This is a genomic window from Richelia intracellularis HH01, from assembly GCF_000350105.1.
Classification (GTDB): domain Bacteria; phylum Cyanobacteriota; class Cyanobacteriia; order Cyanobacteriales; family Nostocaceae; genus Richelia; species Richelia intracellularis.
In genome coordinates this window covers 69650-82975 of the sequence record NZ_CAIY01000069.1, presented here as the reverse complement: position 1 = coordinate 82975, position 13326 = coordinate 69650, and the positions used below count along the sequence as shown (strand labels likewise).

Genomic DNA, 13326 nt, shown 5'->3' with positions numbered 1-13326 from the left:
GTTTATACTCTATATATCTAATATTATATATACTAATTTTACTGTAGAGAATAGGAAATTTTACCATTGAATAATATACTTTTCAAGTATTAATATTATTATAATATAATGTAATGTAATGTAATGTAATGTAATGTATCAATTAGTAAATAAAGTTTGCTATAGGTTAGGTTATTTTTATGTCTTTAATAAGTTATTTAGTAGTTTTTTAGCTAACCAAATTGTTTGAAGTTATTATAACATAAGCATAGTTAAAGAACTGTAAGATAATTCTTATTAGCAAAAAAATCTATAAAAAATAGCGTTATTTCTTAATTGTTTATTACACTAGTATACCATTTAAAACTTATACATGTAGATCGCAACATTTTTGATTGGTATTTATCTTATAAATAGCTGTTTAAAATAGTTCGTTCAGAGTTTATTTAGTATTGATTGATTCAGAATTAGCAAAAAATATAGGAGAATCTGTATATGTTAAATATGCTAGATGCGATATCATCTCTTTCTTAATATCTCGGCTTTAATCTCTAATAACCATAGTATCATTTGAAATCGATTAAGTGATATTTTTGAAGACCTTCGTTTACTATTAACATTTCATTGCACTTGTTTTTTGCAATTATACAAATACTGCTCAAAACTTTTTGGTAATTATCCATATCATTCTGTTCCAAGGAAATACGTGCAGATGTTTGTAAGTCTGCAACAGCATCTTCCTTTTTCTCTTTATAATTTTTATCAAAGTATTGACTTAATTCATAATTCAGTCAATACTCTCCTGAGATATACTTTTGCCAATTGAGGTTTAATTTTTAGGGCCTTATTAAAATCTATAATTGCTCGTTGGTATTCCTGCTCAAACTTGCTACTGTATTGAGCAATTTGATAGCGAATTAAACCACGCTGAAAGTATGCTTCTGCTCTGGATAGATTGATGTAAATAGCGTGGTTTAATTATTGCAGTGATTTTTGAAAATCTGGTTGGTAGTCTCCATAATATTTAGCTAGTTGGAAACTAACCATACCAGGACGAATATAAGCTTCCACTTCTTTAGGATTAATTTCTAAAGCTCGATTATAATCAGCCATTGCATGTTTGTATTCAATCCCAGGGTTTTTTTACTATACTCTGCAGTAATATAGCGTATATTTCCCCGACTAATATAAGCTTTAAATTCATTAGGCTTCAGATCAATCGCCCAATTATAGTCAACGATGGCCATCTCATAATTTAAAAAATTATGAGATGGCATTAGCACGATTAATATGAGCTTCAGTATAGGTAGAATCTTTTTTAATTGCTTGACTAAAGTTCTCTATAGCCAGCTCGTATTTACGAATTTCATAAAACCTATTTCCCCAATGATAATAATCAGCGAAGGAAAGATTATCCTTCTTTCTGGCAATCATCCAATTGTGCTGAGTATAATTATTACTAGCTTTCACTAAAGGATGATTGGTTAATTTGAGCATAAAGTCTAAATAACCTAACAAACTAAAACCTAATAGGAATAAAATTCTTGGGTATATTGCATAACTTTTCCGTTTTTTTTGATAATAGGAAAATTGATAAGTGAATCCTAGTGTTCCAGAATTCAGGTGATGGGTAGAAACAACCTTCTATATAACCTGTTGTTAATGATATTAATTAAATTAATCTTAGGTTCTAATAAACACAAGATTAATTTAAATTAGAACCCCATCCATATACATTTTTTATCATGTCTTCGTAAACTATAGTATTTTTGTATTTAACTTATTTAAGTAATTATTATATTTACTATTTAATGTATATTCCTATAGTGCCATATTCTTACTTAGATTATATTCTAAAATTACTTAACATCTGTGAAGCTAATTATATTTTCAAAGAGAGCCTATATTTAATTAAGATAGTCTTGTTTTCTTCAAGTATTTGATAATATTTGAAATGGGATAGAATACAAAATAATTTGCCATGGTAATTACGCAACTTTAACTTTTTTTGCTTTGAAAGAAGCAAATTACTGAATGGTACTCCCCACTGAAAACACCTACTATCCTCACTTAGCAGACGAATTTTCATTCCTCTACTATTCCCCAGTAAATCCAGCATATTCAATTATTTTAATGATTAAAATTTCATTACTAAGAAATACCTATAATTAGGGCTGCATATGTTATAGAGTTATTACCTTTGATTAAAATACCTGATAGACATACTACCCTTTATAATTTCAGGCCATGCATTATGAATCATAAACTCATCTCTGTTGTCTGTATTCCTAATAGGCTAGAGAAAAATAGGCTAGAGAAAAAATTCTAGATTTCCCTAATTAACTAGAATTCTACATTTTCTGGTGTTCGTGGAAAGGGAATCACGTCCCTAATATTACTCATGCCAGTCATAAATTGAATTAATCTTTCAAAACCCAAACCAAAACCAGCATGAGGAGCTGTACCAAAACGACGTAAATCTAGATACCACCACAATTTTTCTGGTTGTATTTCCTGAGATATTAGTCGCTTTTCTAGAATATCTAGCCTTTCCTCCCTTTGGGAACCACCAATAATTTCCCCTATTTTGGGTGCAAGAATATCCATTGCAGCGACAGTTTTGTTATCATCATTTAGGCGCATGTAAAAGGCTTTAATCTCTGCAGGGTAATCTGTAACAATTACAAGTTTTTTAAATATTTGTTCACAAAGATAACGTTCATGTTCTGATTGCAAATCTAATCCCCAAACAACAGGATACTCAAATTTTACATTAGCTTTCTCCAACAATTTGATGGCTTCTGTATAAGATATACGCTCTGACTGATTATTAATAATATTCTCTGCAGTCGCTAAGACTGTATTATCAATACGTTTATTGAAGAATTCCATATCTTCTAGACATTTATTGGTAACATATTGGAAAATATGCCGTAAAAATGTTTCTGCTAAGTCTATATTCTCTTGGAGATTATAAAATGCCATTTCTGGCTCGATCATCCAAAATTCAGCCAAATGCCGGGAGGTATTGGATTTTTCCGCACGGAATGTAGGGCCAAAAGTGTAGATATTAGTAAGTGCCATCGCCATGATTTCTGCTTCTAATTGACCACTAACTGTCAGATAAGTAGGTCTACCAAAAAATTCTTGAGTATATTCTCCAGCTTGACTATTAACACAAGAAATCGTCTTAGGATTTAAACTACTCACATGAAATAATTCTCCTGCTCCTTCGCAATCACTAGCAGTAATAATAGGAGTATGTACCCACATAAAACCCCTCTCCTGGAAAAATTGATGGATAGCCATAGAACAAGCATTTCTAACCCGGAAAACTGCACCAAAGGAATTGGTACGTGGTCGCAAATGTCCGATGGTACGCAAAAATTCAAAGGAATGACGCTTCTTTTGTAATGGATAAGTCTGGGGATCTGCTCCTCCTAAAACTTTTACAGAGTAAGCTTTTAGTTCAATTCTTTGTCCTTTACCTTGAGAAGTAACTACCACACCATCAATTTTTACTGAAGCACCTGTGTTTAGTTTCTTTAGTACTTCCTCATAATTGGATAAACTTGTGTCAAGTATAACTTGCAAACTAGTCAAGCATGAGCCATCATTAACTTCAATAAAAGCAAATTCCTTTAATTGCCGCTTTGTACGTACCCAGCCTTGAATTGTAATTGAATCATCAGGTTGGCTACTGCATAAACTTTCTACAATTCTTGTATTTACCATATTTTTTGAAAAAAGACCTTAATATCCAGCCTATAATAACGCCCAATCTACAAAAATGTATAAGTTTCTAAGATGATAATAAAAAAAGGAATCTGTCTTCAATTTTCATGTTTTATTATTGGAGTAATTTACAAACTTGAGATTAAAGATAATAATCTTAGGGTTGTTAGGTACAAAAAAACAAATATATTTCAATTGGTTATACTTACTATCACATACACAGAATTGTGGAGTTGTTTGTTCGGATTAAAGTCAATGCTCTCTCACTCTTATATAAGAATAACAAGTAATTTTAAGCATGCCTTTGCTTTTTAACCAAAGACCTAAAGTTTTATTTTCCTATATGTTGAGAGAACTAAATAAGAATTTCAAATATGTTAGTTAGACTTTGTTCCTTGTCAAAAAAGGTTCTGAAGGCTGGATAGTAAGTACTTTCTGCTTGTACACAAGACGGTACTGAGGTCTTTCAAGGTAATAAAGGAATAAATACTACTTATCTTCTTATCTGCATCAACCTGGTATTACCCCTTATTCCTTATACCCATATGTTCTATGGTAATCACACTAGTTTTTAAACTGAATATGAAAATTGAAGATATTGGAATCATATTCCTTTCAGAAGGATTTGACAGTGTAGTTTCAATAAACTTACTATCAATTACAGAACATCAATATTAATTAGGGCAAGTCTTTTCACCTGGGAGAATTGTTGTTGTGATGTCTGTGCTTTTACTTTTGTTTTTCCAGTTACCTCAAATAATTAATTTGCTTGAATTTATATAAATTAGCTCTAGAATTAGGACATAATATAGAAATTATTGTGAAATCTAAAAACATGAAATTAAATACTGATGTTAATAGTTTAACAGCCTTAGAATTAGCACAGGTATTGGTAGATAGGTTAAGTATTTCCCCTAATGACTGGCACCGTTTAAAAGCTAACCGCAAAGCTCGTGCTAGTGAACAAGCAGCAGCAGCCTTAGTATTTCTATTAAAAGATAAACCAGATGAAGCAGTCACTCGTTTCCAACAAGCTATTAGTTGGTTAAATCTTTCTATTTCTGCTTCCCCTTGTCCTCACCATAGTGATAGAGACAAGAAGACATTGAATAATTGATTGATAGCCCTAACACTTACTTTTTCATTTGCTTGAACCATATTGATAATTGCCATATGTTTTTAGTCCATACTAATTAAGTCTTAAGTTTATTGAACCAAGTTTCTTCATAAGGAATCAGAAAAGTCCAAGAAATTTTATTGGGTATAAGGCTACTATTAGTAAAATTTATTTCATAAAGAAGGAAACTAGTATTCAGCTTCTAAGAAGACTTAAATCATACTTTAGTTGTTTGCCCTAGTTGCGCGACAATAGGGGGATTCGGAGGCGACTTTCTACTTGCTTACACAGTCTTAATTCTGTCCCTCTACGATTCCATTCTACTTGGTCAAAAATTTGATGGAGAATAGACAAGCCTCTGCCGCTTTCTGAATCATCAGGAGGTAGATACTTTGTAGGATTTTCACCACAGCTACAGGCAGGATGGAAACCACGACCTTGATCCGATATGATCCACCAGTAGCAATTATCAATAAGAGAAAAACGGACCACAACAGTTTTCCCAGGGTCAAGTTTATTGCCATGCTTAGCTGCATTCACTAGAGCTTCTTGAAGTCCCAATCGCAGTTCTGCCTGCATTTCCTCAGGAATTTCTGCCAGGAGTAGATCTAAAATTGGATATAGATATAACGTGGAAGCGAAACTAATTGTGCCCCAGTTACGTCCTACTGGACGAAGTGAAATTGTAATCACAAGAGAAACCCCCATAGCTTTCAGAGTCAGCTAGACACCAGTCCGGTATCACTCACGACCTAATTAATTATCAGGCGCTTACACTGTCTACAAACCTGTGTCTGAACAGCCAAAATTTGAAAATGCTGGGGAGCATTGACTTTTAAATAATAGTGAAAGGTTGTTTTGAAAAATAAAAAAATCACCATATCTGAAAAACCCCTATAAATCGTTCGAGATGCTTTCTAGTTTTTTATACTTCCGCCCCAGTTTAATGTGTTCTAATTTGCAGTTTTAATAGACTTTTTCATCTCTTTGAATAGCTTGTAAAAATTTGAAGTTCATATAAAAGAGGGGTTATATACCGGACATGATCTAATTCTAACATTGTCACTGTGTATTAGATGATAGATTGCAAAAATGATCAGTGAATTCAGTTCAAGTATTTTCCCCATTAGGTTGAGCATGATAGGAATGCAGCGACCTCTACATGGGATGTTTGAGGAAAAAAGTCAGCTGGTTGTATACGGGTAATGGTGTACATGCCATCATGACATAGCAATTTAAGGTCACGAGCAAGGGTAGAAACTTTGCAACTTAAGTAGACTATACGTTTGGGTTTGGATTGACGTAGGCTTTCTATTACGGCAATATCACATCCTTTACGCGGTGGATCAAGTAACACAATATCTGGTTGTAGATGTATTTTTGGGAGTATTGTTTCTACTGCACCCACATAAAAGCTAGCATTTTGAATGCCATTATTTTTGGCATTTAAAGTCGCCTGGGCTACTGCTTCAGCTTGAACTTCTAAACCAGTAATTTGCCATACCTTTTTTGCTAGGGGCAAAGTTAGTGTACCAATACCACAATAGGTATCAACTAACACCTCACTTCCTTTTAGTTTTAATTCGGACTTAATTACCTCCACAAGGGCTTCAGCGGTTTCTGTATATACTTGAAAAAAAGTACTACCCTTTATTTGGAACTCTAAACCTGCAAACTTTTCAAGCAAGTAGGGCATTCCAGCAATGCAGTGAGTTTCCTTGCCAAAAATGGTATTAGTACGATTGCCATTCATGTTTAACATCACTCCTACTAATAGGGGGTAATGGTCTAACCACTCTTGTGCTTGTTCTACAATCCCTGATATATTTTCATCTTTAACAACTAGGGTTAGTAAAACTTCTCCAGTGCGGCGGCCAATACGTAAACTGAGATGGCGTATTTGCCCTTGATGCAGTTTTTCATCATAAACCTTCCAGTTACGCCTTTGTATATCCTTTTTTATTTCTGCTAGGAAATGGTTCAAGCGCGAGTCCTGTACTGGACACTGATTGAGATTAATCAACTTATGGCTGCCTTTTTGATAGTAACCCGCTTGTATACCACCTGTTGTTGATAAACCCAGGGAATAGGTAACTTTATTACGATAGTTTAAGGGAGATGGTGCTGCCAATATTGGATCTATGGATATTCCCCGAAAACAGCCAATACGCCCCAAGGCTTGTACAACCTGGTTTTGCTTTGCTTTTAATTGGTAATTGTAATGAATATGCTGCCATTGGCAGCCGCCACACTTGTCAGCTACTATACAACTTGGTCGGACACGCTGAGGAGATGATTTAATTAACTTCTGTATTTTTCCGTGGGCATATTGGTGTTTAACGTTCGTCAAACGGACGACTACACTATCGCCAGGAACGGTATCTGGTACAAAAACTACCCGTTCTTGCTTACGCCCCACTCCATCCCCAGTATCACTTAGATCAGTAATTTTAATTTCAACTACTTTACCCTGTTGCCAATCATCCATGGAATTTTAGATTTTATATTTATAGGTGTGAATAGCTCTCTCTTCTCTACCCCTCTTCCCTTGCACACCCTAGAGTCGCTAGACTAGCAGATAACATCTATGTTATTGCAAAAATTATGACAGTAGTAAGCAACGTTATCCTCAGAGCCGACAATGAGTTGCGCTATCCTAGCAGCGGTGAACTCAAGAACATAAAAGAATTTTTACAAACTGGAGAACAAAGGATGCGCATTGCTTCTATGTTGGCAGAAAATGAGAAGAAAATAGTGCAAGAAGCAACCCGACTACTTTGGCAAAAATGTCCTGAATTTATTGCACCAGGTGGTAATGCATACGGAAGGCGTGAGCGTGCACAATGTATTAGAGACTTCAGTTGGTACTTACGAATCGTCACTTATGGTGTACTAAGCGGAGATAAAGAGCCCATAGAATCCATTGGCTTATTGGGGGCTCGAGAAATGTACAATTCTTTGGGTGTTCCTCTAAAAGGAATGGCAGAAGCAATCAAGTCACTGAAATCAGCTTCCCTGAACTTACTCAGTAGAGAAGATGCTGTCAAAACTGCCCCTTATTTCGATTTCATCATTCAGGGAATGCTATAGGAGCCATTCACTACTCCCAATATTTAGTAGACAATTCGCAACATGGTCATTTGTGGTGTTTTTGTAATAAGGCCTCATAAATATGTGGAAATATCAAAATAGGAACAATAAGTGTTAAAAGTTGTCACTTTGCATAAATAATACTCTGATTTTGAGAATTAAGATTCCCCACAATTTTGAGTGGCCATATATTATATTTATAATCAGCCTGGATTCACTCTAAAAGTGGGGAGATATAGCCTTACCTAAATAGGGTAAAAAAATTATCTTAGAAAATAAAACCTAACAAAAGCATAACTAGAAGTCATCATACATGATTTATATAAACTGTTCATATTTTTGCTGGAGTTAATTATCTACAAGAATTTTAGACTTACAAGCATTCAATGCTAGTACATTAATTATTAGTAGTTATAATTCTCATTACAATGAGATTCTGCCTATCTATTCTTTTACTTTCCAGTGTACTTGGATTGGATAAAAGACTGTTAAATTGTTTTCAGGCGAAAGTAAGAAAATAAAAGTAAATGGCTTGATGAAGTGATACAAAGTTTTACCTGTTATGAACTTAAAAAACAAATTTTGCTTAGATATAATAGCAAGACTATTGAAGCCTCGAAATATAATGAGCTTGAATTCACTATGACCGATGATGATTTTCTAACAAATAAATTCAATCTGTACCAAACTGCAATGATTACGTGTATTATGAAAGTATCCTAATTATCTTGGACTCCTTATAAGTAACGAGGCTATCCCAAACTACTACTTGAAAATTACCCATAACACCCGTATGTAGTGTAAGCTACAGGTATTTTTTATCATTACCAAACACAAACTTTGTTAGCAATTCCAGACTTTAACATTGGCTATTTTATGAAATAATGGGAATCAGAAGCGCCTTAATAAGAATAGTTCAAGCAGTTTTCAACTCTAACCATTCGTAATTCGATCCTTAAATATAAAAAAAATCAATCGAACAGATATTGCTCAACTCTTCACAATTTGTTACAAGAATACAGGTAACCTCGAAAAAACTAAAATTCACAATGTTTGGCGGACTAACTAGTTTTACAGAATTCAAGGCTACAGACTGGGGAGAACGAATGCTAAACACAGTTATTAGCCAAACTATTCGCCACTTATTTTCCCAAAGCGATTCGATAGATGTACATGTCCGATGCCACCCCTCTAGCAAACTTTTGCAAGGCAGTATTGATGGATTTAAAATGAATGGCCGTGGTTTGGTTATTCGCAAGGAATTTGCAGTGGAAGAAATGTATATTGAAACTGACGCAGTTGTCATTGATTTCAGCTCAGTAATGAGTGGTAAGTTAAGCTTGAAACAACCCACTCAATCAATTGCCACAGTAGTACTTTCAGAAACAGGCATTAATGACTCTTTTCAAGCAGAATTAGTGAAAAAACGCCTAGTTAACTTGGATTTGCCTAGTTTAATCGCCTTATCAGGTGGTAACCCCGTTTCATTTACAGAATTAAAGGTGGAATTATTGCCCGAAAATCACTTGCACATCCTAGCTCATGCAGATCTAAGCAGTGGTGGTCTAATACCCCTTGATTTTACAGTAAATGTTGTTATTGAGAAACGAAGACGAATCTCTTTCCAAAATCCCTTAATTCATGTAGATGAATTGCCAGCAGCCCAAAGGGAAAACTCTCAGGCTTTGAGTATAGCACTAGTGAAAATTTTAGATAATATGGTTGACTTGGACCGTTTTGATCTTGACGGGGTAAAAATGAGGCTCAATCGGTTAGAAACTCAAGATAAACAACTGATATTTAGTGGCTATGCTGAGATTGAGCATATTCCTCGTACTAGCCAGTCTTAAACAAAATACTGTTGTTAATAGATTAGATATAATTTTCTGATTATATCTTTCACCTCATTTTTCCAAAGAGTATTAAGATTTTTCCTGTTTTACTTAATGTAATACCTAAAGTAAATTGAAAATCCCTATACTGTTTTGCATCTATTTGCTTATACGCTTAAATTCATATTCATAAATACTTGAGTTTATCAGAGGTATTAAAATTAACCCAAGATTCTTTTTATCCAGTAGGCATTAGTTAATATCAAGTGAAAGCATAAATGCACCCATATAATGGTTTTACTCCTTAATACGATATGATAGACATATGAATAAAAAACAAACAAAAATATTAATACTATAGTTATTAATTATCAGGAAATTTTTGTGTATCAGTAAGAGTTTATTCATACATCCTTTGTATGCCAATTATTTTCAAGATATCCTTAATCCTAGTAGTTAGTTAAACCAAAACTACTAGGATTAATAAAGTAATTATAAATAAAGTGGTGATAGCTCATACAAAAACGATCCCAAGCTGCCATTTGGATTTCAAATGCAAAAATGATAAAATTTCCTATTGCTAAAAATAAGAGTGTATAACAATAAATTTTATTACCCGGATAAGCACATAATGGTTCGATATCCTGGTTAACAGGAAGAGAATTGTGCCCTAGCACAAATTTATGGGAGTCTTTTTGTGATCCTATGTTTTTAATTAAGTAGACTACTAACGTAGCAATGTCTTTACTATGAATGAAATGAAAACTACTATCTGTCTGTAAGAAGCAAATATAGTTAATGTATTTGACAACTTCTACAATGCCTATTGTCTCTTATGAATATGGCTTTTTCTCATTACCACCCAGTACTACATTAGGATAAACTGTAATAATTTTATTGGTGATCTCTAGTTGGCTAATTTTCTGTAAACAATCATATGTTGAGCTAATATAATCAATTCCTAATTCCCTGACTTCTGGAAAGAGTTAATTATTATTTCCTAATATGATCGCAATTGAAAAGTAAATGACCTATTCAAGCTTATCTGCATCAAGCAAACTTATGAGCTCTAAGTTTTTTTATAATTGATATAATAAGTATTTTTTCCACCCCATATATCTGTTAACATAGCCATGTCTATAGTTTTTAACAGGTCTGCAAATTGCTTAATCTCCACCATATCAATTTGCAAAAAATGAATATCCAATAGGAATTGGGTATTCATTTTTAGTTTCTGGGGATTTATTACCAGTAAAAACAGTTCGTGGTTAGTATCTTGAATTAGCGCTTAACTTATAGAGTAACCTATACATCCGTTCGCATCAGTAATTAAAATCCGCTTGTGAGTTATTGAAGTTTAGACTTTATTATTGAATATATATTTTACAAAGCAGATTAGGGCTTGAAAATATTAGGATCTAATTAGTGGATACATTTGAGTTTATTATTTTGTTTCTGAGTTAGTTATTAGCAACTAGTTTTTAAGTTAGTACTTAGGGCTTAAAAATTAAGTAATATTAATTCGAGCAATAGTTGCAACATATGTGATTCTATAAGAATGCCTGACAATCTGATGTCTAAAACTCAAGCTAGTACAATTACTTAAATAATAGCGAATGGCTAATAACTAACATTCCTTGTCTCAAACGGCTTCTACCATAGTCAGTTGTTTAGCTGTTTCAAAGAAAAATTCCACATTTTCCTCTGGTGTATTGGGAAAAACGCCATGACCAAGATTAAGAATATGTTTACCAAATCCAGCTTTATTTACAGTATCGTATATTCGGTCACGGATAAATTTCTTAGAAGCAAATAGAACACCAGGGTCAAGATTACCCTGCAATTTCATATCTTGGCCTAATCTTATCCTTGCGTCAGCCATATCTACTGACCAATCAATAGTGATAACATCTGCACCAGATTGTGCCATTCTTTCTAGCAAACCAGCACTACTACTCACTAACAAAATTAATGGAGTGTCAGGATGTTTTTGTCTTACTTGTTGGAAAACTTTTTGTTGATAGGGCAAAGCAAACGTGTCATAGTCTTGAGGACTTAATTGTCCTGCCCAGGAATCAAATAATTGTAATACCTGAGCTCCACAGTCAACTTGATAACAAGCATAAGTGCTGATTGCATCCGCAAGTTTACTTAAAAGTTGATGTAGCAGATTTGGATTAGAGAATGCCATATTCTTAATGACAGAGTAAGTCTTAGAACCTTTTCCCTCTACAGCATAGGCGGCTAAAGTCCAAGGTGCACCAACAAAACCCAGTAATGTAGACTTATTACTAATTTCTTGACTTAAAGACTGCAAAATAGTTCTAATAAAGGGTAAAGACTCTTCCGGCTCTAAAAGTTTTAAATTGTCAACTTGCTCTTTAGTACGGATAGGAGGGTCAATGAGAGGCCCTTTACCTTCTGCAATATCCATATCAATCCCCAAACCGGGTAATGGTGTAACAATATCCGAAAATAAAATCACACCATCAGGCTGAAAAACTTTCCAAGGCTGCAAGGAAATTTCAATTGCTACTTCAGGTATTTCCGAACGTTCACGAAATGAAGGATACTTATCCCGCAAGTCCCGATAAGCCTTCATATATCGCCCTGCTTGACGCATAAGCCATACAGGAGGACGATGTGCAACTTCACCACGAGCAACTCTGAGCAGAAGAGGATCGCTTGAGGAGGAAATCATTTAATGCTATGCCCTATCCTAATCATTTTTACAATACTCTTTAGCTTATCATCCTGGGAAGCAGCATATGGAAGTGATTAAGATAGGAGAAAAGGTAAAATAAACATTAACATGTAGCTTTTATCCCCACCAATTAAGTACCCATAGTTATGTAAAAGCCACGTAATTCAGCAGCATTAACTATTTAGATAATTCAGCAGCGTTAACTATTTAAGTTATTAATAATACCCAGATTTTTAAATCTATAGACTTTAATTTAGGTAAAAGTATTCTTACAAAATATTATGTAACGTAATTGACTTAAATTCCAGCTTATATCTTTCTATAATGGATAATAAAATTGATTTATATTCCTGTTTTTATACTTTAACTAGCCCCAAATTTATGTTGATTTTCTAATATCATTCAGTCAAAATTACTGTAACAGAATTATCCCAATCTCATTCTGCTGAAAACTAATATTCTCTTGACTTTTAAACATTGCTAAATAATTGCATTTACATCTTAGTCTAGTATTATAAAAATAAGATTTCTATCCTGCCAAATTCTAGGTATATTGAATATAAATGTCAGCTCCATAATTTGTGATTTACTCAAAATATCAAAGTTATCTATATATTTTTTACAGTGTATAATATTATTTTATAAGCCTATATATACTCACAGATTCTTAGAATTTGTAGATGCTAGTAATACATTTCAGCGAATTTATATTCAATAAGAATACTGCTAAAATAGATTATTAATTGTGATTTAGACTCATGTAGCTAATGTATTTACTATTACTATATTCTCATATTTTTCAATCAATATATAGCTAAGATGGTAGACAAAAAATAAATTTAATTGCTATAAAGTGTATATTAAGAAGC

At 33.5% G+C, this 13326-nt stretch carries 10 protein-coding genes; 3 read left to right on the top strand and 7 right to left on the bottom strand.

Features of this window, described 5'->3' with window-relative positions:
- Positions 1-957 precede the first annotated feature (957 nt).
- From RINTHH_RS11390 to asnS, 3 genes are all read right to left on the bottom strand, one after another.
- Positions 958-1092 (bottom strand): hypothetical protein, encoded by a 135-nt coding sequence (locus RINTHH_RS11390; RefSeq protein ID WP_008235043.1) that lies wholly within the window; start codon positions 1090-1092, stop codon positions 958-960.
- A 150-nt stretch (positions 1093-1242) separates the two neighbouring features.
- Positions 1243-1476: a tetratricopeptide repeat protein gene (locus tag RINTHH_RS10215; RefSeq protein ID WP_008235041.1), complete on the bottom strand. Its 234-nt coding sequence runs from the start codon at positions 1474-1476 to the stop codon at positions 1243-1245.
- Between the two features lie 846 nt (positions 1477-2322).
- Positions 2323-3714 (bottom strand): asparagine--tRNA ligase, encoded by a 1392-nt coding sequence (gene asnS, locus RINTHH_RS07710; protein ID WP_008235039.1) that lies wholly within the window; start codon positions 3712-3714, stop codon positions 2323-2325.
- A gap of 835 nt (positions 3715-4549) precedes the next feature.
- On the opposite strand from asnS, the gene RINTHH_RS07705 reads away from it, so the two are divergent.
- A complete protein-coding gene (locus RINTHH_RS07705) occupies positions 4550-4831 on the top strand; it encodes a DUF6439 family protein (protein ID WP_008235037.1) in 282 nt (93 codons plus the stop codon).
- 237 nt (positions 4832-5068) lie between these two features.
- On the opposite strand, the gene RINTHH_RS07700 is transcribed toward RINTHH_RS07705, so the two are convergent.
- Together RINTHH_RS07700 and rlmD are read right to left on the bottom strand one after the other, a co-directional pair.
- Positions 5069-5524, bottom strand: a complete 456-nt coding sequence (locus tag RINTHH_RS07700; protein ID WP_044260248.1) for an ATP-binding protein — start codon at positions 5522-5524, stop codon at positions 5069-5071.
- Positions 5525-5957: 433 nt separating this feature from the next.
- Positions 5958-7319, bottom strand: coding sequence for a 23S rRNA (uracil(1939)-C(5))-methyltransferase RlmD (rlmD, locus tag RINTHH_RS07695; RefSeq protein WP_008235035.1), 1362 nt, complete (start codon positions 7317-7319; stop codon positions 5958-5960).
- Positions 7320-7435: 116 nt separating this feature from the next.
- Between rlmD and RINTHH_RS07690 the strand changes: the two genes are divergently transcribed.
- Both RINTHH_RS07690 and RINTHH_RS07685 read left to right on the top strand, forming a co-directional pair.
- Complete coding sequence (locus RINTHH_RS07690) at positions 7436-7921, top strand: allophycocyanin subunit alpha-B (RefSeq protein WP_008235034.1); 486 nt, start codon at positions 7436-7438, stop codon at positions 7919-7921.
- Positions 7922-8970: 1049 nt separating this feature from the next.
- Positions 8971-9771, top strand: coding sequence for an LmeA family phospholipid-binding protein (locus tag RINTHH_RS07685; protein WP_008235032.1), 801 nt, complete (start codon positions 8971-8973; stop codon positions 9769-9771).
- A gap of 1051 nt (positions 9772-10822) precedes the next feature.
- Here RINTHH_RS07685 and RINTHH_RS11750 read toward each other — a convergent pair.
- Both RINTHH_RS11750 and hemE read right to left on the bottom strand, forming a co-directional pair.
- Positions 10823-10978 carry a hypothetical protein gene (locus RINTHH_RS11750; protein ID WP_008235031.1) on the bottom strand — a complete coding sequence of 52 codons (156 nt, stop codon included), beginning with the start codon at positions 10976-10978 and terminating at the stop codon, positions 10823-10825.
- Positions 10979-11395: 417 nt separating this feature from the next.
- The gene (gene hemE, locus RINTHH_RS07675) at positions 11396-12454 is read right to left on the bottom strand and encodes a uroporphyrinogen decarboxylase (protein WP_008235030.1); all 1059 of its coding nucleotides are present in this window, start codon (positions 12452-12454) and stop codon (positions 11396-11398) included.
- Between the last annotated feature and the right edge of the window lie 872 nt (positions 12455-13326).

What these genes read in the sequence shown, in the direction of transcription:
- RINTHH_RS11390 (WP_008235043.1), bottom strand. Translation starts at nt 1,092, where the DNA reads ATGGCTGATTATAATCGAGCTTTAGAAATTAATCCTAAAGAAGTGGAA.
- RINTHH_RS10215 (WP_008235041.1), bottom strand. Translation starts at nt 1,476, where the DNA reads ATGCTCAAATTAACCAATCATCCTTTAGTGAAAGCTAGTAATAATTAT.
- asnS (WP_008235039.1), bottom strand. Translation starts at nt 3,714, where the DNA reads ATGGTAAATACAAGAATTGTAGAAAGTTTATGCAGTAGCCAACCTGAT.
- RINTHH_RS07705 (WP_008235037.1), top strand. Translation starts at nt 4,550, where the DNA reads ATGAAATTAAATACTGATGTTAATAGTTTAACAGCCTTAGAATTAGCA.
- rlmD (WP_008235035.1), bottom strand. Translation starts at nt 7,319, where the DNA reads ATGGATGATTGGCAACAGGGTAAAGTAGTTGAAATTAAAATTACTGAT.
- RINTHH_RS07690 (WP_008235034.1), top strand. Translation starts at nt 7,436, where the DNA reads ATGACAGTAGTAAGCAACGTTATCCTCAGAGCCGACAATGAGTTGCGC.
- RINTHH_RS07685 (WP_008235032.1), top strand. Translation starts at nt 8,971, where the DNA reads ATGTTTGGCGGACTAACTAGTTTTACAGAATTCAAGGCTACAGACTGG.
- RINTHH_RS11750 (WP_008235031.1), bottom strand. Translation starts at nt 10,978, where the DNA reads ATGAATACCCAATTCCTATTGGATATTCATTTTTTGCAAATTGATATG.
- hemE (WP_008235030.1), bottom strand. Translation starts at nt 12,454, where the DNA reads ATGATTTCCTCCTCAAGCGATCCTCTTCTGCTCAGAGTTGCTCGTGGT.